This window comes from Actinoplanes awajinensis subsp. mycoplanecinus (assembly GCF_001509495.1).
GTDB classification, from domain to species: domain Bacteria; phylum Actinomycetota; class Actinomycetes; order Mycobacteriales; family Micromonosporaceae; genus Actinoplanes; species Actinoplanes palleronii.
On record NZ_LLZH01000134.1, the window covers coordinates 1 to 17,358 of the forward strand.

The 17,358-nt window shown below is 69.9% G+C and carries 14 protein-coding genes and 1 riboswitch; of the genes, 10 read left to right on the forward strand and 4 right to left on the reverse strand.

Annotation, left to right across the window (positions count from 1 at the left end; genetic code table 11):
* Window positions 1-236: 236 nt before the first annotated feature.
* A riboswitch (ZMP/ZTP riboswitch) is annotated at window positions 237-327 on the forward strand.
* Between the two features lie 20 nt (window positions 328-347).
* Window positions 348-1,772 carry a glycine hydroxymethyltransferase gene (locus ADL15_RS17035; protein WP_067691459.1) on the forward strand — a complete coding sequence of 475 codons (1,425 nt, stop codon included), beginning with the start codon at window positions 348-350 and terminating at the stop codon, window positions 1,770-1,772.
* Here the strand turns inward: ADL15_RS17035 and ADL15_RS54210 are convergent.
* Entirely contained in the window at window positions 1,759-2,100 is a 342-nt protein-coding gene (locus ADL15_RS54210; RefSeq protein ID WP_198170831.1) for a hypothetical protein, read from the reverse strand. The two genes, ADL15_RS17035 and ADL15_RS54210, sit on opposite strands and share 14 nt — an antisense overlap.
* A 351-nt stretch (window positions 2,101-2,451) precedes the next feature.
* On the opposite strand from ADL15_RS54210, the gene ADL15_RS17045 reads away from it, so the two are divergent.
* The 4 genes from ADL15_RS17045 to ADL15_RS17060 all read left to right on the forward strand — a co-directional run bounded on the left by ADL15_RS17045 (window position 2,452) and on the right by ADL15_RS17060 (window position 7,736).
* Window positions 2,452-4,647, forward strand: a complete 2,196-nt coding sequence (locus tag ADL15_RS17045) for a discoidin domain-containing protein (RefSeq protein WP_067691464.1) — start codon at window positions 2,452-2,454, stop codon at window positions 4,645-4,647.
* Between the two features lie 141 nt (window positions 4,648-4,788).
* Window positions 4,789-5,811 (forward strand): sugar ABC transporter substrate-binding protein, encoded by a 1,023-nt coding sequence (locus tag ADL15_RS17050; protein WP_067691467.1) that lies wholly within the window; start codon window positions 4,789-4,791, stop codon window positions 5,809-5,811.
* Between the two features lie 7 nt (window positions 5,812-5,818).
* Complete coding sequence (locus tag ADL15_RS17055) at window positions 5,819-6,847, forward strand: ABC transporter permease (protein ID WP_067691470.1); 1,029 nt, start codon at window positions 5,819-5,821, stop codon at window positions 6,845-6,847.
* An 85-nt stretch (window positions 6,848-6,932) separates the two neighbouring features.
* Window positions 6,933-7,736 carry an ATP-binding cassette domain-containing protein gene (locus tag ADL15_RS17060; RefSeq protein ID WP_067691473.1) on the forward strand — a complete coding sequence of 268 codons (804 nt, stop codon included), beginning with the start codon at window positions 6,933-6,935 and terminating at the stop codon, window positions 7,734-7,736.
* An 18-nt stretch (window positions 7,737-7,754) separates the two neighbouring features.
* On the opposite strand, the gene ADL15_RS17065 is transcribed toward ADL15_RS17060, so the two are convergent.
* Window positions 7,755-8,897 carry an NHL repeat-containing protein gene (locus ADL15_RS17065; protein WP_067691478.1) on the reverse strand — a complete coding sequence of 381 codons (1,143 nt, stop codon included), beginning with the start codon at window positions 8,895-8,897 and terminating at the stop codon, window positions 7,755-7,757.
* 85 nt (window positions 8,898-8,982) lie between these two features.
* Between ADL15_RS17065 and ADL15_RS17070 the strand changes: the two genes are divergently transcribed.
* From ADL15_RS17070 to ADL15_RS17090, 5 genes are read left to right on the forward strand one after another with little or no spacing between them, the layout of a single operon-like run.
* Window positions 8,983-10,959: a putative bifunctional diguanylate cyclase/phosphodiesterase gene (locus ADL15_RS17070; protein ID WP_157441421.1), complete on the forward strand. Its 1,977-nt coding sequence runs from the start codon at window positions 8,983-8,985 to the stop codon at window positions 10,957-10,959.
* Entirely contained in the window at window positions 10,956-11,873 is a 918-nt protein-coding gene (locus ADL15_RS17075) for an ABC transporter substrate-binding protein (RefSeq protein ID WP_067691483.1), read from the forward strand. The genes ADL15_RS17070 and ADL15_RS17075 overlap by 4 nt, the downstream gene beginning before the upstream one ends.
* Window positions 11,874-11,913: 40 nt before the next feature.
* A complete protein-coding gene (locus tag ADL15_RS17080) occupies window positions 11,914-12,528 on the forward strand; it encodes a TetR/AcrR family transcriptional regulator (protein ID WP_067691486.1) in 615 nt (204 codons plus the stop codon).
* Window positions 12,525-13,424: an ABC transporter ATP-binding protein gene (locus ADL15_RS17085; RefSeq protein ID WP_067691493.1), complete on the forward strand. Its 900-nt coding sequence runs from the start codon at window positions 12,525-12,527 to the stop codon at window positions 13,422-13,424. Before ADL15_RS17080 ends, ADL15_RS17085 begins: the two co-directional genes overlap by 4 nt.
* Complete coding sequence (locus ADL15_RS17090) at window positions 13,421-14,992, forward strand: ABC transporter permease (protein ID WP_067691496.1); 1,572 nt, start codon at window positions 13,421-13,423, stop codon at window positions 14,990-14,992. Before ADL15_RS17085 ends, ADL15_RS17090 begins: the two co-directional genes overlap by 4 nt.
* Window positions 14,993-15,034: 42 nt before the next feature.
* Here ADL15_RS17090 and ADL15_RS17095 read toward each other — a convergent pair whose 3' ends face one another.
* Window positions 15,035-16,684, reverse strand: a complete 1,650-nt coding sequence (locus tag ADL15_RS17095) for a Na+/H+ antiporter (protein WP_067691499.1) — start codon at window positions 16,682-16,684, stop codon at window positions 15,035-15,037.
* Window positions 16,685-16,757: 73 nt separating this feature from the next.
* Window positions 16,758-17,294 carry a DUF4142 domain-containing protein gene (locus ADL15_RS17100; RefSeq protein ID WP_067691503.1) on the reverse strand — a complete coding sequence of 179 codons (537 nt, stop codon included), beginning with the start codon at window positions 17,292-17,294 and terminating at the stop codon, window positions 16,758-16,760.
* Between the last annotated feature and the right edge of the window lie 64 nt (window positions 17,295-17,358).

Below are 17,358 nucleotides of genomic sequence, written 5' to 3' on the forward strand. Positions count from 1 at the left end.
CGAAGCCGCCAGGTAGGCAAGGTTTGGGCGGGGAGGGCCATTCGAAAATATCAAGCCTGACGGTTTTCGAATGGCCCTCCCCGCCCAAACCGTCCCCCCCTCGCGCCAACCCCACAGACCACAAAAAAGCCCAACCAAGCAGCCCGATCCCCGACCACTCCAGGAGAGCGGGACCGGCTGGATGCCGGACCGGGAGGGCGTTGGGGCGTCGACCCCGGCAGCTGGGCGGTATGCTTCGGGTGGGCCGTGACTGGCGCGTTCGGATGGTTGACCATCGGGGAGCGGCCTCGTCGAGATGACGACTTGCCGTGCGCCTGGGCCTTCTCACTTTGTGATAGGGAGGTCCTGTGTCTGAACTCAGTGCTGAATCTGTGGCTTTCCGTTCTGCCCTCGAGGTGGTTCGGTCCGTTGAGCCGCGTATCGCGGATGCGATCGCGAAGGAACTCGGTGACCAGCGCGAGTCGCTGAAGCTGATCGCCAGTGAGAACTACGCGTCGCCGGCGGTTTTGCTGGCGATGGGGAACTGGCTGTCGGACAAGTATGCCGAAGGGACCATCGGGCGGCGGTTCTACGCCGGGTGCCAGAACGTGGACACCGTGGAGTCGGTTGCGGTGGAGCACGCGAAGGCGCTGTTCGACGCGCCGTATGCGTATGTGCAGCCGCACTCCGGGATCGACGCGAACCTGGTGGCGTACTGGGCGATCCTGGCCGATCGGGTGGAGGTGCCGTATCTCAAGAAGTTCGAGAAGCGGCAGATCAACGACCTGACCGACGCCGAGTGGGCCGAGCTGCGGCAGGCGTTCGGCAACCAGCGGCTGCTGGGCATGTCCCTGGACGCCGGCGGTCACCTGACCCACGGGTTCCGGCCGAACATCTCCGGGAAGATGTTCGACCAGCGCAGCTACGGCGTGGACCCGGAGACCGGGCAGATCGACTACAAGGCGCTGCTGGAGTCGGCCAAGGAGTTCAAGCCGGCCGTCATCGTCGGTGGTTACTCGGCGTACCCCCGCAAGGTGAACTTCGCGACGATGCGGGAGATCGCCGACGAGGTCGGTGCGACCTTCATGGTCGACATGGCGCACTTCGCCGGTCTGGTCGCGGGTGGTGTGTTCACCGGGGACTACAACCCCATCCCGCACGCGCACATCGTCACCACCACCACGCACAAGAGCCTGCGTGGCCCGCGCGGTGGCGCGGTGTTCTGCCAGCCGGAGCTGTCGTCTCAGGTCGACCGTGGTTGCCCGATGGTGCTCGGTGGCCCGCTGCCGCACGTGATGGCGGCGAAGGCGATCGCGTTCGCGGAGGCCCGCCGGCCGGAGTTCGCCACGTACGCGCAGCAGATCGTCACCAACAGCCAGGCCCTTGCCGAGGGTCTGGCGAAGCGCGGCGTGCAGTTGGTCTCCGGTGGCACCGACAACCACCTGGTGCTGCTCGACGTGCACCCGTTCGGGCTGACCGGCCGGCAGGCTGAGCAGGCCCTGCTGGACAGCGGCATCGTCACGAACCGCAACGCGATCCCGTCCGACCCGAACGGCGCCTGGTACACCTCCGGGATCCGGATCGGCACCCCGGCGCTGACCAGCCGTGGTCTCGGTGTCGCCGAGATGGACCAGATCGCCGAGCTGATCCACACCGTGCTCGTCGGCACCACCCCGGACGCCACGTCGAAGGCCAAGTTCACTCTGGACCCGGCCTTGTCCGAGCGGGTGTCGAAGCAGGCCTCCGAGCTGCTCGCCCCGTTCCCGCTCTACCCGACCGTCAGCCTGGGCTGACCGGAAACGCACACCGAACCCGCTCGGACCGTTCAGTCGGTCCGGGCGGGTTCGTGCTTTCCGCCAGAAACCGCGGCAGCCCGGCGCAGACGGCGACAGCGAGGGCGACGGCGAGGGCGACCGCGACGGCGACGGCGACGGCGAGGGCGAGGGCGACCGCGACGGCGAGGGCGAGGGCGACGGCGAAAGCGAGGGCGACCGCGACGGCGACGGCGAGGGCGAGGGCGACGGCGAAAGCGAGGGCGACCGCGACGGCGACGGCGAGGGTGGCCGGGCGGGGTGGTTGCGACGGTGAGGCCGGGCACCGAGACGGTGGGCCGATCAACATGACCATGATGGAACTCACGGCCCGTCGACGGGTGCGCGGGTGACCGCCTGGGGTGAAGCTCCACATTCGTACGATATGGGTGTTGTGGCGAGAGTTAGCGGAACCGGTTCCGGAAGAGCTGTTATCACGGTCGTCTATCTTCGTCGCGGGCCGCAGGCCCGACGATCTGACCTGCGGAAACGTTGCGGCGGGCCCGGTGCGGGGTCCGATTTCGGGGTACGGCGGTACCGGTTCCGGAACCTCGCAACATCCTGGACATCGATCGGTAACGACTTTTAGCGTCATGGCCGTCGGGTGAGCGCTCTCCCAACAACCCACCTAGTCCCCTCCCCGTCCAACTAGGAGAACCCCATGAGACGCTCCCGCTGGCGGAGTGGCGTCATCGGCGGCACGGTCGCCGTCGTCGTCGCTGGATATGCCGCGATCACCACTACCGGCGCTGTCGCCGCCGAGACACTGTTGTCGCAGGGCAAGCCCGCGACCGCTTCCTCCACCGAGGCGGCCGGCGCCTACCTGGCGAGTGAGGCTGTCGACGGCAACGCCGGCACCCGCTGGGCCTCCGCCTTCACCGACCCGCAGTGGCTGCAGGTCGACCTGGGCAGCTCGAACGCCATCACCCGGGTCGAGCTGAACTGGGAGACCGCCGCGGCGAAGGCGTTCCAGATCCAGGTCTCGGACAACGCCTCCAGCTGGACGTCGATCTACTCGACCACCACGGCGACCGGCGGCAACCAGAGCCTGACCGTCAACGGGACCGGCCGGTACGTCCGGATGTACGGCACCCAGCGGACCACCGGCTACGGCTACTCGCTGTGGGAGTTCAAGGTCTACGGCGGGGGCACCACCAACCCCACCTCGCCGACACCGACCCCGACCACGTCCGGCCCGACCGTTCCCGGCGGTGGCAGCCTCGGCGCCCAGGTGACCGTCTTCGATCCGAGCATGGCGAGCGCGACGATCCAGGCGCAGGCCGACGCGATCTTCAGCCAGCAGGAGACGAACCAGTTCGGCACCCAGCGCAACCTGCTGGCGTTCAAGCCGGGCACCTACAACGGCCTGAACATCCAGGTCGGCTTCAACACCTCAGTGATCGGTCTCGGCCAGAACCCGCAAGACGTGCGGATCAACGGGGACATCACCGTCGACGCCGGCTGGTTCCAGGGCAACGCGACCCAGAACTTCTGGCGCTCGGTGGAGAACATCTCGCTCTACCCGGTCAGCGGCGCCAACCGGTGGGCCGTCTCGCAGGCCGCGCCGTTCCGCCGGATGGACATCCACGGTGACCTGAACCTGGCGCCGAACGGATACGGCTGGGCGTCCGGCGGCTACATCGCCGACTCGCGGATCAGCGGCTCCGAGGGGCAGTACTCGCAGCAGCAGTGGTTCACCCGGAACAGCCAGATCGGCTCGAACACCAACGCGGTGTGGAACCAGGCGTTCGTCGGTGTGACGGGTGCCCCGTCGGGTGCGTTCCCCAACCCGCCGTACACCACGATCGCGCAGACCCCGGTGATCCGGGAGAAGCCGTACCTCTACCTCGCCGGTGGCGACTACGCGGTCTTCGTGCCGAGCCTGCAGACCAACTCGTCCGGTGTGAGCTGGGCGAACGGCAACACGCCGGGCACCAGCATCCCGCTGAGCCAGTTCTACGTGGCGAAGCCGGGCGACAGCGCCGCGACGATCAACCAGGCGCTCGCGCAGGGCCTGAACCTGATCTTCCAGCCGGGCGTCTACCACGTGAACCAGACGATCAACGTGACCCGGGCGAACACCGTGGTGATGGGCCTCGGCTACGCGACCATCATCCCGGACAACGGCGTCACCCCGATCCAGGTGGCTGACGTGGACGGTGTGAAGATCGCCGGCCTGCTCTTCGACGCGGGCACCACCAACTCGGCGAACCTGCTGGTCATCGGCCCGAACGGCTCGTCGGCCAACCATGCCGCGAACCCGACCACGGTCCAGGACGTGTTCTTCCGGATCGGCGGCTCGATCGCCGGCAAGGCCACGAACAGCCTGCTGGTGAACAGCAACAACACGATCATCGACCACATCTGGGCGTGGCGGGCCGACCACGGCAACGCCGGCACGTACGGCTGGACGATCAACACGGCCGACAGTGGACTGATCGTCAACGGTCAGAACGTGACGGCGTACGGGCTGTTCGTCGAGCACTACCAGAAGTACGAAGTGATCTGGAACGGCAACGGCGGCCGCACGTACTTCCTGCAGAACGAGCAGCCGTACGACCCGCCGACGCAGGCGGCCTGGCGCAGTGGTGCCAACGGCTACGCGGCGTACAAGGTGGCCGACTCGGTGACCAACCACGAGGCGTGGGCGCTGGGCAGCTACTGCTACTTCAACGTGAACCCGAGCATCCACTCGGACCGCGGCTTCGAGGTGCCGGTGAACTCCGGGGTCAAGCTGCACAACCTGCTGACCGTGTCGCTCGGTGGCAACGGCGTGATCGACCACATCGTCAACAACACCGGCGCGGCGGCTCAGGGGACGGCGACCGTGCCGTCGTACCTGGTCGGTTTCAACTGATCGTCCTGAAGTAACGGATCGCGGCCCGCCATCGGCGGGCCGCGATCACTTTGTGCAACAGAGACGCAACCCCGTGTTGACATTGCCGAAGCCTGGGCGTCTACTCCAAGGCAACGTTGTCCCTCGATCTACGGAGGCGACATGCGCAGGCTGTTGGCGACGACAAGTTGCATATTGCTGGTGCTGGCCGGCGCGGCCTGCAACCGGGGCTCCGGTGAGCCGGTGGTCGGTCTGATCACCAAGACCGACACCAACCCGTTCTTCGTGACCATGAAACACGGCGCCGAGCGGGCCGCCGAAACGGCCGGTCTCGACCTGCAGACCTTCGCCGGCAAGGTGGACGGCGACAACGAGGCACAGGTCCAGGCGATCGAGAACCTGATCTCGTTCGGCGCCGAGGGTTTCCTGATCACGCCGAACGACTCGAAGGCGATCGTGCCCTCGCTGGACCGCGCTCACAAAGCGGGCATGCTGGTCATCGCGCTGGACACCCCGGTGGATCCACCGGATGCCGCGGACGCCACCTTCGCGACCGACAACTACCAGGCCGGCAAGCTGATCGGCGAGTGGGCCAAGGCCAAGTTCGCCAAGGACGGCAAGCAGGCGAAGATCGCCATGCTCGACCTCAACCCCAACCAGGTCTCGGTGGACGTCAAGCGGGACCAGGGCTTCCTGGAGGGGTTCGGCATCCCCAACGGGGATCCCAACCGGATCGGTGACGAGAACGACCCCCGGATCGCCGGTCACGACGTGACCGACGGGAACGAGGAGGGCGGGCGCACCGCGATGGAGAACCTGCTCCAGAAGGACCCGTCGATCAACCTGGTCTACACCATCAACGAGCCCGCGGCGGCCGGGGCGTACCAGGCGCTCAAGGCGGCCGGTAAGGACTCCGAGGTCACCATCGTCTCGATCGACGGCGGCTGCCCGGGAGTGGACAACGTCGCGAACGGCGTCATCGGGGCCACCTCGATGCAGTTCCCGATCAAGATGGCGGAGCTCGGGGTCGAGGCGATCGCGAAGTACGCCAAGGACGGCACCAAACCGCAGAACACCGCCGGCAAGGACTTCTTCGACACCGGCGTCCAGCTGATCACCGACGATCCGCAGGCCGGCGTGGAGGCCAAGGACTCCACGTGGGGCAAGCAGAACTGCTGGGGGTGAACTCCGCATGTCCACGAGCACAGGTGCTTCGACCGCCGCTGATTTCGACGTACGCCGGCACGACTCGTTCGGCCTGCGCCTGCAGCACGCGCTGCACGCGAACCCGGTCCTCGGGCCGCTGGCCGTACTGATCCTGGCGATCATCGCGTTCTCGATCGTCAACACCCGGTTCTTCGCCGCGGCGAACCTGTCGCTGGTGCTGCTGCAGGTCACCGTGATCGCCACGCTCGCGCTCGGTCAGACGATGATCATCCTGACCGCCGGGATCGACCTGTCGGCCGGTGCGATAGCGGTCTTCTCCTCGATCCTGATGGCACAGTTCTGCGTCAAGGCCGGTATGCCGGCGGTGCTCGCGCTGCTGCTCGGCTTCGCCTGCGGCACCGCGATGGGCGCGCTGAACGGGATGCTCGTCACCCGGATCAAGCTGCCGCCGTTCATCGTCACGCTCGGCACGCTGACCATCTTCTTCTCGCTGAACTCGGTGGTCAGCAACAGCGAGACGGTACGCGGCACCGACATGCCGAGCCTGATGACCTGGACCGGCGAGGCCATCGCGATCGGGAACTTCCAGCTCAGCTACGGCTCGATCATCATGCTGCTGCTGTTCGGCTTCTTCTTCTACGCGCTCAGCCGGACCGCCTGGGGCAAGCACGTGTACGCCACCGGCGACGACGTCGAGGCAGCCCGGCTGGCCGGCATCCGGACCGGCCGGGTGCTGTTCTCGGTCTACACCGTGGCCGGGCTGCTCTACGCGGTCGGCGGCTGGATCCTGATCGGACGGCTCGCCTCGGCCAGCCCGAACGTCGGCACCGAGTACAACCTGGACTCGATCACCGCGGTGGTGCTCGGCGGGACCAGCCTGTTCGGCGGGCGCGGCGGGGTGATCGGCACGCTGATCGGCGCGCTGATCGTCGGCGTCTTCCGCAACGGGCTGCAGCTGGCCGGCGTCGAGGTGGTCTGGCAGGGCTTCGCCATCGGGACGCTGGTCCTGGTCGCGGTGTCGCTGGACCAGTGGATCAGGAAGGTGAAGGGATGACCGACTGCACCGAGCGGCAGCCACCCGCACTGATCGGCGATCTCGCAGGCGAGGGCCACGCGGGCATCCCGAAGGAGGGCACAGCATGACCACCTCGACTGTGGTGCCGGTCCTGGAGGCGAAGGGCCTGACCAAACGGTACGGCCGGGTTGTCGCGATCGACGGCAGCGACCTCGAGCTGATGCCCGGGGAGATCCTCGCGGTGATCGGCGACAACGGTGCCGGCAAGTCCAGCCTGATCAAGGCGCTGTCCGGCGCGGTGATCCCGGACAGTGGCGAGATCCGGCTCGACGGCGAACCGGTGGTGTTCCGCAATCCGATGGAGGCGCGCGCCGCGGGCATCGAGACGGTCTATCAGACCCTCGCGGTCGCACCCGGCCTGGACATCGCGGACAACCTGTTCCTCGGCCGGGAGCAGCGCCGGGCCGGACCGCTGGGGTCGGTCTTCCGGATGCTGGACCGCAAGCACATGCGCTCCGAGGCGGCCCGGCACATGAGCGAGCTGGGCGTGGCCACCCTGCAGAACATCGGGCAGGCCGTCGAGTCGCTCTCCGGCGGCCAGCGGCAGGCGGTCGCGGTGGCCCGGGCCGCGGCGTTCGGCAGCAAGCTGGTGATCCTGGACGAGCCGACCGCGGCGCTCGGGGTCAAGGAGAGCAACCGGGTGCTGCAGCTGATCCGCGACGTCCGGGACCGCGGGCTGCCGGTGATCCTGATCAGTCACAACATGCCGCACGTCTTCGAGATCGCGGACCGCATCCACATCCAGCGGCTGGGCCGCCGGATCGCGGTGATCACGCCGTCGTCGCACTCGATGTCGGACGCCGTGGCGATCATGACGGGTGCCGCCCCGGCCCCGGACTCCACCGGTTATCCACAGGATGAGGGCTAGTTATCCACAGGCCTGTGGTTAACCGAACGCCGCGATCCGGTGCCGGGCGTTCCCGCCGACCATGGTGAAGTCGCCGCCCGCCGCGATGGCGCCCAGTCCGCGGCTGGCGGTGACCGCCCGGACGCCCTGGATGCCGTTGGCCTGCGGCGCCCAGTCGGCCAGGTCGCCGTCGGCGTCGATCGCGGCGAGCTTGATCCGGGACCGGTTGTCGTCGTCGCAGTCGCCGAACTTGTCGACGTTCGCGGTCAGGCAGGCACGGTCGAAGTGGCCGCCGACGTACGCCGTGCCGTTCAGCACCGCGACCGCCTGCACGTCGCCGTCGAAGAACCGGGACCAGCGCTGCCGGCCGCCGGTGGTCCAGGCCTCGGCGCGGCCGCCGAGTCCGCCCAGCCCGGCGTAGACCCCGCTGCTGTCGGCCGCCACCGCGTGCACGACCGCTGTGGGTTGCGGCCGGAAATCCCGGTCCAGGTCGCCGCTGACGGCGTCGACGGCGCTCAGCCGCCGGGTCGATCGGACCTGATTCGTACGATGAAAGCTCCCGCCCAGATAGACCCGCCGTCCGAAAGTGGCCAGCGCGTAGACCGGCGCGTCAGCGGTCGGTGTCCAGTCCTCGTCGAGCGCGCCGTCGGCCAGCCGGAACGCGGCCAGCCGAGTGCGGTCCTCGCCGTCCACCGAGGTGAAGTCGCCACCCAGGAAGAGCCGGCCGTGCGCGACGGCCAGCGCGCGCGGCATCCCGTCCACCCGGTGCGCGAACTCGCCGAGCTCCCCGGACCGGGCGTCGAACCGGGCCAGCGCGTCGCGCCCGGCCCCCGAGGCGGTGCCGAAGTCACCGGCCGCGTAGACCGAGTCACCGGTGGCGGCCAGCGCGCGCACCGTCCGGTCCGCGGTCGGCGCCCAGTTCAGCAGCTCGCCGGTGCGCGCGTCGAAGGCGGCCAGCCGGCGCCGTTCCACCTGCCGTCCGTGCGTGGTCGCCGCGGTGAACGAGCCGCCCACGTAGACCGTGCCGCCCAGGAACGCGACCGCGTAGACCGAGCCGTTGAATGAGGGCAGCGTCCGGGACGCGGCGCCGACCGTGGCGTACGCCGGTGACCAGCCCAGGAGCGTCAGCACACCGGCGACGCCGGCCGTTACCGCGAGCCGCAGCTGCTGTGAGATACGCATGTCGGGTCAAACGCCGTCAGGCGCGCCGGGGATGCGGCGAAAATCTCAGTATGCACCGTTCGGCGTCGATCAGTTCCGCGTGCGGATGCGTCAGTCAGGTCGACGGACAGGCGCCCGGGTCGGCCGGCGACTGTTCGCGACGTACGCTGCCGCCAGCCTGATCCCGGTGGTGCTGCTGGGCGCCGTGATGTGGCGCGGATATCGCGCCGACGCCGCCGAGCAGGGCCGCCAGCAGGGGCTCGCGCAGGCCGCGGTGATCGCCGAGATGGCGGTCGCCCCGAAGCTGGGTGGCGTGGACATGGCCGCCGGACTGACCACCAGCCAGCTCGAGGGGATGCGCGAGGCGACCGAGCTGGCCGTCTTCCACGGCTCGGTGCTGCGCCTGCGGGTACGCGGGTTCACCGGCCAGGTGGTCTTCTCCGACGACGGCTCGACCAGCGGCGGGCTGCCGGTGGCGGATCCGGACTTCCAGGCCGCGGCGGCCGGCGAGTCCCGGGTGAAGGTGATCGGCGGGGCCGGCCACGAGGTGATCCGGGTGGTGCAGCCGCTGGTGGCCGGTGCGACCGGGCAGTCCATCGGGGTGCTCGAGCTGTACCTGCCGTACCAGGGGATCGCCGCGCAGCTGCGGGCCCAGCTGAGAGGGTTCGCCGAGCGGGTGGCCGGCGGTCTCGCCGCGCTCTACCTGGTCCTGGCTCTGCTGGCCGGGTGGACCACCCGGTCGCTGCGGCGTTACGCGATCCGCCAGGAGTACCAGGCCTCGCACGACGTGCTGACCGGCCTGCCGAACCGGGCGGCGTTCCGCAGCCGGGCCGAGTCGGTGCTCGAGGTCGCCGGGCGCGACGGCGGGCACGGCGCCGTGGTGCTCGTCGACCTGAACCGGTTCAAGGAAGTCAACGACACGCTCGGCCACCACGCCGGTGACGAGCTGCTGCGAGTGGTCGCCACCCGGCTGCGGGCCGGGCTGGACGACAGCGACCTGCTGGCCCGGCTCGGCGGCGACGAGTTCGCGGTGATGTTGCCCGGCCGGGACCGGGAGCAGGCGGTGGCCGTGCTGGCCGGGATCCGGCAGCTGGTCGCCGAGGAGCTGGTGCTGGACGGCGTGCCGCTGAGCATGGAGGCCAGCTTCGGCATCGCGCTCTACCCGGAGCACGGCACCGAGCTGCAGGAGCTGAAGGTACGCGCGGACGCGGCCATGTACCAGGGCAAACGCGGCGCCGAGGACATCGTGGTGTTCGCCGGCGGCACGGTCGGGCACCCGCATCAGTGGCTGAAGGTGCAGGCCGAGCTGCGGCACGCGCTGGAGCGTGACGAGCTGGTGCTCTGGTACCAGCCCAAGGTCGGGCTGCCGGGCGCGGAGATCAACGGGGTCGAGGCCCTGGTCCGCTGGCAGCATCCGGAACGCGGGCTGCTGCCGCCCGGCGAGTTCCTGCCGGCCGCCGAGCACTCCGGCCTGATCGCGCCGCTCACCGAGTGGGTGCTGCGCCGCGCGCTGGACGACCAGGCCGGGTGGATCGCCACCGGCCAGGACTGGACCCTGTCGGTCAACATCTCGGCCCGGAACCTGGAGTCGACCGGGTTCGTGGGCTTCGTCGGCGCCCTGCTCGCCGCGACCGGCGCCCGGCCGGACCGGCTGATCCTGGAGGTCACCGAGACCGCGCTGGCCGGCGACGTGGAGACCGCGATGCGCGCGATCAAGGAGCTGGGCACGCTCGGCGTCGGCATCTCGGTGGACGACTTCGGCACCGGGTACACCAGCCTGTCGCACCTGCGCGGGCTGCCGATCACCGAGATCAAGATCGACCGGGCGTTCGTCGCGGACGTCGACCGTGATCCGCAGAGCCAGGCCATCGTCCGCTCGGTGATCGACCTGGCGCACGGCCTCGGCTCCCGGGTCACCGCCGAGGGCGTCGAGACGCTGGAGATCCACCGATGGCTGGTCGAGGCCGGCTGCGACGAGGGGCAGGGCTGGCTCTACGGCCGCCCGGTCCCGTGGCCGCAGGTCGCCGCGAAGGTGATCGTCGAACCGAGCAGCGCACCGCTCACCGAGAGGGCAGTCCGATGAACCCGTTCCGCCGTGTCCTGGCCGCCGCCGGTGTGCTGACCGTGCTCGCCGCCGGAGGGTGCGGCCTGGTCTCCGCCACCGCCGAGCCGGTCGCCACCGAGGGCGCGGGCCTGGACCTGACCGGCGCGGTGACCGTCGACGAGAGCCTGCGTGCGCTGCTCCCGCAGAGCGCGCGGGACCGGGGTTTCATCCGGCTGGTGACCGATTCCAGCTATGCGCCGATGGAGTATTTCGCCGCCGACGGCCGCACCATCATCGGCTTCGAGCCGGACCTGGCCGCCGCGCTCGGCGCGGTGCTCGGCATCCGGCTCGAGATGCGGTTCGGCGACTTCGCGTCCGCGCTGGACGAGGTGAGCAAGGGGACCTACGACGGGGTGCTGTCGTCGATGACCGACACCGCCGACCGGGAGAAGAAGGTGGACTTCGTCAACTACTTCGCCACCGGGTCGTCGATCCTGGTGCAGCGCGGAAACCCGAAGCGGATCACCGGCATGGCCGGCCTGTGCGGGTACTCGGTCGCGGCCGAGCTCGGCACCGTCCAGGAGGAGATGCTGCGGGCCGGTCAGGCGAAGTGCGGTGCCCGGCCGATGACCCTGGTGGTCGGCCGGACCGGCGCGGACGCGGTGCTGCAGCTGCGGACCGGGCGGGCGACGGCCCTGCTGCTCGACTTCCCGCCGGCCACGGCCCTGGTCACCGACCCGCTGACCAACGCGTACTACGAGCTCGCCTCGTCGGAGCAGTACCGGCCGGGGATCTACGGGATCGGGGTGGCGAAGGACAACACCGCGCTGCGGGACGCTTTGCGCGCCGCTCTCGACCGATTGATCAAAACCGGGACGTACGGCGAACTGCTGCAGCGCTGGAGCCTGACCTCGGGCGCGGTGGCCGAGGCGACGGTGAACGCCGGAGATTGACGGGTATTGCGGCTACACGCGCGTGTAGTAGCCTACACATGTGAGTAGCGACAACGACCTGACCGCCCGCGCCCGGATCCGTGACGCCGCGATCGCGCTCTTCGCCGAGCGCGGCCTCGGCGGCGCCACCATCCGGGACATCGCCCAGGCCGCCGACGTCTCCTCCGGCCTGCTGCGGCACCACTTCGGTTCGAAGGAGGGGCTGCGCGACGCCTGCGACGAGTGGGCGCTCGGCCGGGTCGCCGCGCTGCAGCTCCGGTTCGCCGAGACCCAGATGCTCGGCGCGCTCCCGCCCGACATGATGAGCCTCCAGCGGTACCTGGTGCGATCGCTGATGGACGGCTCGCCGACCGGGACGGCGATGTTCGCGCAGTCCGTCGAGCGCGGCCAGTTGTGGCTGGAGAAGGCCGGGATCGAGAGCGAGGATCCGCAGGCGTTCGTCGCGGTCCTCGCCGCCATGAAGATGGGCATGTTCCTGATGCAGGAGCAGCTGACCACCGTCCTCGGCGAGGACGTCAGCGTGATGCCCGGCTGGCAGCGCATGGTCCGCGCCTCGGTGGAGATCTTCACGCAGCCGCTGCTCACCCCGGAACAGGCCGACCAGGCCAGGAAGGCGCTGGATCGGCTCGCCACCCACGAAGGGGAGCACTCATGACCGAGGCGATCGATGCTGAGGGTCTGATCAAGCGGTTCGGGAAGGTCACCGCCCTGGACGGGCTCGACCTGCAGGTCCGGACCGGTGAGGTGCACGGGTTCCTCGGCCCGAACGGGGCCGGCAAGACCACCACGATCCGCGTCCTGCTCGGGCTGATGCGCAACGACGGCGGCCGGGTGCGCCTGCTCGGCGGCGACCCCTGGGCCGACGCGACGCGACTGCACCGGCGGCTGGCCTACGTGCCGGGTGACGTCACCTTCTGGCCGAACCTGACCGGCGGCGAGGTGATCGACCTGCTCGGGCGGCTGCGCGGCGGGCTCGACCCGCGGCGGCGCGACGACCTGATCGAGCGGTTCGAGCTGGACCCGCGGAAGAAGGGCCGGACGTATTCCAAGGGCAACCGGCAGAAGGTGGCGCTGGTCGCCGCGCTCGCCTCGGACGTCGAGCTGCTGCTGCTGGACGAGCCGACCTCCGGGCTGGACCCGCTGATGGAGGAGGTCTTCCGCGAGGTGATCCTGCAGGAGAAGCGCCGCGGCGACCGGACCGTGCTGCTCTCCAGCCACATCCTGGCCGAGGTCGAGGCGCTCTGCGACCGGCTGACCATCATCCGCGACGGGCGCTCGGTGGAGACCGGCACGCTCAGCGACCTGCGGCACCTGACCCGGACCACGATCCGCGCCGAGCTGACCGGCCCGGTCAACGGCCTGGCGAGCATCGCCGGAGTCCACGACCTGACCAGCACGGACGGCCGGGTGGCGTTCGACGTCGACCACGAGGCGCTGGAGCCGGCGCTGAAGACCCTGGTCGCGGCCGGGGTGCGCAGCCTGGTCAGCCAGCCGCCGTCGCTGGAGGAGCTGTTCCTGCGGCACTACACCCGGGACGAGGTGTCCCGATGACCGGCACCGGCCAGCTGCTCCGGCTGATCCTGCGCCGGGACCGGGTGATCCTGCCGATCTGGGTGCTGCTGCTGGGCCTGCTGCCGCAGCTCTACCTCTCCGCCTTCCAGGGTTTCTTCGCCAGCGACGCGGAGCGCATCCAGTACGCCCACGTCAGCGCGGCCAACGCGGGGTTCGCCGGGCTCTACGGCCCGCTCTCCGGCGACAGCCTCGTCGAGCTGGTGGTCTGGCGGGCCGGGTTCCTGCCGGTGATGATCGGCCTGGCCGCGCTGCTCACCGTGATCCGGCACACCCGGGCCGAGGAGGAGGCCGGCCGCAGCGACCTGATCCGGGCCACCGTGGTCGGGCGCTGGGCGCAGCTGGCCGCGGCCCTGCTCGCCACGCTGGTGGCCGGTCTGGTGATCGGCCTGCTGGTGACCGGCACGATGATCGGCTCGGGGCAGCCGGCCGCCGGCTCGGTCGCGTTCGGCGCGCTGTTCACCCTGAGCGCCTGGGTCTTCGCCGGGGTGGCCGCGATCGCCGCCCAGCTGACCAGCAGTGCCCGGGGCGCCCGGATGATCGCGGTGCTGGTGCTCGGGGTGTCCTACGTGCTGCGGATGGGCGGGGACATCTCGGCGATCGGCGACGGCCGGCTGGACTGGCTCGCCTGGCTCTCGCCGCTCGGCTGGGTGCAGAAGATCGTTCCGTACGCGGAGAACGCCTGGTGGCCGGCGGTCCTGGCTCTGCTGATCACGGTGGTGACGGTGGCCGTGGCGAGTGCCCTGCTGACCCGGCGCGACCTGGGCTCCGGGCTGCTCGCGTCCCGGCTGGGCCCGGCACACGCCGGCGCCGGGCTGTCCTCGGTGCTCGGCCTGGCCTGGCGGCTGCACCGCGGGCTGCTGCTCGGCTGGACCGCCGGGTTCGCCGCGCTGGGTGTGGTCTTCGGTGGGGTGGGCACCAGCGTGGTGCAGCTCGCCGAGAACAGCAGCAGCGTGTCCGAGGCGTTCAGCAAGATCGGCGGGTCCGGGTCGGTCACCGACGCGTATTTCGCCACCACGGCCGGGACCTGCGCGCTGATCGCCGCGCTCTACGCGGTCCAGGCCGGGCTGCGGATGCGGGACGAGGAGCAGAACGGGCACGCCGAGCTGGTGCTCACCGCGTCGGTGAGCCGCTTCTCCTGGGCCGCGAGTCACCTGCTCTTCGTGCTGATCGGGCCGGCCCTGGCGATGACCGCCCAGGGTGCGCTGGCCGGTGCCACGTTCGGTGACGTCGGCCCGGTGCTGAGCGCCGCGCTGGTGCAGCTGCCCGCGATCTGGGTGCTGGGCGCGGTGACGATGCTGCTGATCGGGGTGCTGCCCCGGTTCGCGGCGATGGCCTGGGCCGCGGTGGGACTGAGCTTCCTGATCCTGATCTTCGGACCGTTGCTGGAGTTCCCCGGCTGGGCGATGGACGTGTCGCCGTTCACTCACGTGCCGCAACTGCCCGCGGCGGCCTTCACCGTCGTACCGGAAACGGTTTTGACCTTGATTGCGATCGCTCTCGCGGGAGTCGGGCTGCTGGCCTTGCGCCGCAGGGACATCCCCGCATAAAAAAACGGGCCCGGCAGCGGGGAAGCTGCCGGGCCCCTTTTCTCAGTGGGTTTTGCCGCGTTTGGGCAGGACCAGTTCTTCGTGGTCGAGCTCGCGGTTGAGGACGCGCAGGTTCTCGTCGTCCAGGCGGCCGGCGTCGCGCCAGCGCAGCAGCTCCTCGCGCTCGGCGTCGATCACCGCCTGCCGCACCATCAGCGCCGCCTCATACTGCGGCGACGGCGGCACCTCCGACGAGTCGGCCTGTTCCAGCACGTCGAGCCGGTGCCGGTAACGGTCCAGCCGGACCTGGAGCTGCTTGCGCATGGTCTCCATGGCCTCGTCCTCGACGTGGTCGTGGTGCTCGCCCTGGATGTCGTCGATGACGTTGAGCGCGGCGCGGACCGCGGCCGAGCGGGCCTCGTTGCGCAGCCGGGCCTGGTCGGTCTGGTTGGCCCGCAGCCCGAGCCACTTGACCAGCGGCGCGAACGTCAGACCCTGCCCGACCAGGGTCACCAGCACCACCGCGAACGCGCAGAACGCCAGCAGGTCCCGGTTCGGGAAGTTGCCCGGAAGGCTGTAGATCGCGGCAAGCGTGATCACGCCGCGGGTGCCGGCCCAGCTCATGGCCGCGGACTCCCGGCCGCTGAGCGACTTCTCCTTGCGTTTGCCCTCCGGGGTCGCCGAGTCGTCCTCGTCCTCGCCGCCCAGCCGGGTGTGCAACGAGCGCGGCAGCAGCTGGGTGAGCACCAGCCACAGCGGGCGCAGCAGCAGGACCACACCGAGCGTGATGCCCACCGCGGTCACGATGGTGGTCACGCTGTAGACCGCGAGGCCCTGCAGCACGGCCTTCATCTGCTGGCCGATCAGCAGGAAGACGATGCCCTCCAGCAGGAAGTCGATCAGTCGCCAGACGGCGCTGGTCTGCAGCCGACTCGCACCGGTCGCGTACCGCGGCGTGTCGTGGCCGATGATCAGACCGGCCACCACCACCGCCAGCACGCCGGAGACGTGCAGCTTCTCGCCGAGCAGGTACGCCGCGAACGGGGTGACCAGCGAGATCGCGTTGGCGGTGAGCGGGTCGGCGCGCAGCACCCGCAGCAGCCGCACGAGATACGCGACACCGACGCCGACCAGTACGCCACCGGCCGCGGCGATCACGAACTCGCCGACCGTGGCCTTGTAGGAGAAGTGCTCCGCGCCGGTGGCCACCTTGCCGGCGACCAGCAGGATGGTGAGCGCGGTCGCATCGTTGAGCAGGCCCTCACCCTGGATCAGGGTGATCAGGTTGTTCGGCAGACCGGCCTTGCGGCCGACGGCCAGCGCCGCGACCGGATCGGGGGGCGCCACCGCGGCGCCCAGCGCGATGCCGGCAGCCAGCGTCACGCCGCCGACGAAGTATGAGAATCCGAGGCCGACCACGACCGCGGTGACGATCACCAGGGCGACCGACAGGCTGATCACCGTACGCATGTTGCGCCTGATGTCCAGCAGTGACGAGTCCAGCGCCGCGTTGTAGAGCAGCGGCGGCAGGATGAAGGTCAGGATGAGTTCGGGTTCGATTTCGATGTTGACGCCGGGCAGGTAGGCGTAACCGATGCCGGCGACAGTCAGCAGGACGGCGGCGGGCAGGCCGGTCTTCCCGGTGATCCAGTGCACCACCACGATGACCGCGATGGCGCCCAGACCGAAAAGAAGGGTCTCCTCGGGGCTCATCCACCTATTCTTCGCTACTCCCGATCACGTCGTTGTGGCAGGTCGATGACATGATCGGGAGCAGTCGAAATTTTTAGCCGGGATTCGTCCCGGCGAAGTGCTTCTGGGCGTTTTTCAGTGCGGCCCGGTGTCGCCTGACCACCGGCAGCGCACCGGTCGCGACCTGCCGGGCGGCAGCCTCGTCGCCGTCGGTCAGCTCGGAGCGGATCAGCCGGACGGCCCGGTCGTGCATCGTCGCCTGGCTGGACAGGAACACCTGGTCGAAGTCGTTCTGACCCGTCGTCCGGTAGAGCGCGATGCCCTGCTGGACGGTGCTGTTCGCCTCCGGGTCCAGCGTGACGCGCAGGGATGCGGCGGTGTCCCGGACCGCGGCGTCCAGCCGGGCGCTGTCCGCGGCGAACCGGGCGCCGAGCCGGCGGATCATCGGGCTGGTGGCCTTGCGGGCGGCGATCCGGCCGAGCGCGATCTGGGCGAGATTGCCCTGGTGGGCGGTGCGCAGGAAAGCGGCGTCCGGGTCGAGCCGGCGGGCCGGTGGCGCCATCCGGTCGTCTGCCGCGGCACCGGTGGCGGGGGCGGCTAGTGCCGCGACCACGCCGAAAGCGATAACCATGCGTCGCGAGAACATCTGTCCCAACTCCCTATGTCGGAAACCGCAGATTAACCGCGCGGAATCC

Coding starts and splice junctions, on each gene's coding strand:
- ADL15_RS54210 (WP_198170831.1), bottom strand. CDS start 2,100: ATGTTGATCGGCCCACCGTCTCGGTGCCCGGCCTCACCGTCGCAACCA.
- ADL15_RS17045 (WP_067691464.1), top strand. CDS start 2,452: ATGAGACGCTCCCGCTGGCGGAGTGGCGTCATCGGCGGCACGGTCGCC.
- ADL15_RS17050 (WP_067691467.1), top strand. CDS start 4,789: ATGCGCAGGCTGTTGGCGACGACAAGTTGCATATTGCTGGTGCTGGCC.
- ADL15_RS17055 (WP_067691470.1), top strand. CDS start 5,819: ATGTCCACGAGCACAGGTGCTTCGACCGCCGCTGATTTCGACGTACGC.
- ADL15_RS17060 (WP_067691473.1), top strand. CDS start 6,933: ATGACCACCTCGACTGTGGTGCCGGTCCTGGAGGCGAAGGGCCTGACC.
- ADL15_RS17065 (WP_067691478.1), bottom strand. CDS start 8,897: ATGCGTATCTCACAGCAGCTGCGGCTCGCGGTAACGGCCGGCGTCGCC.
- ADL15_RS17070 (WP_157441421.1), top strand. CDS start 8,983: ATGCGTCAGTCAGGTCGACGGACAGGCGCCCGGGTCGGCCGGCGACTG.
- ADL15_RS17075 (WP_067691483.1), top strand. CDS start 10,956: ATGAACCCGTTCCGCCGTGTCCTGGCCGCCGCCGGTGTGCTGACCGTG.
- ADL15_RS17085 (WP_067691493.1), top strand. CDS start 12,525: ATGACCGAGGCGATCGATGCTGAGGGTCTGATCAAGCGGTTCGGGAAG.
- ADL15_RS17090 (WP_067691496.1), top strand. CDS start 13,421: ATGACCGGCACCGGCCAGCTGCTCCGGCTGATCCTGCGCCGGGACCGG.
- ADL15_RS17095 (WP_067691499.1), bottom strand. CDS start 16,684: ATGAGCCCCGAGGAGACCCTTCTTTTCGGTCTGGGCGCCATCGCGGTC.
- ADL15_RS17100 (WP_067691503.1), bottom strand. CDS start 17,294: ATGGTTATCGCTTTCGGCGTGGTCGCGGCACTAGCCGCCCCCGCCACC.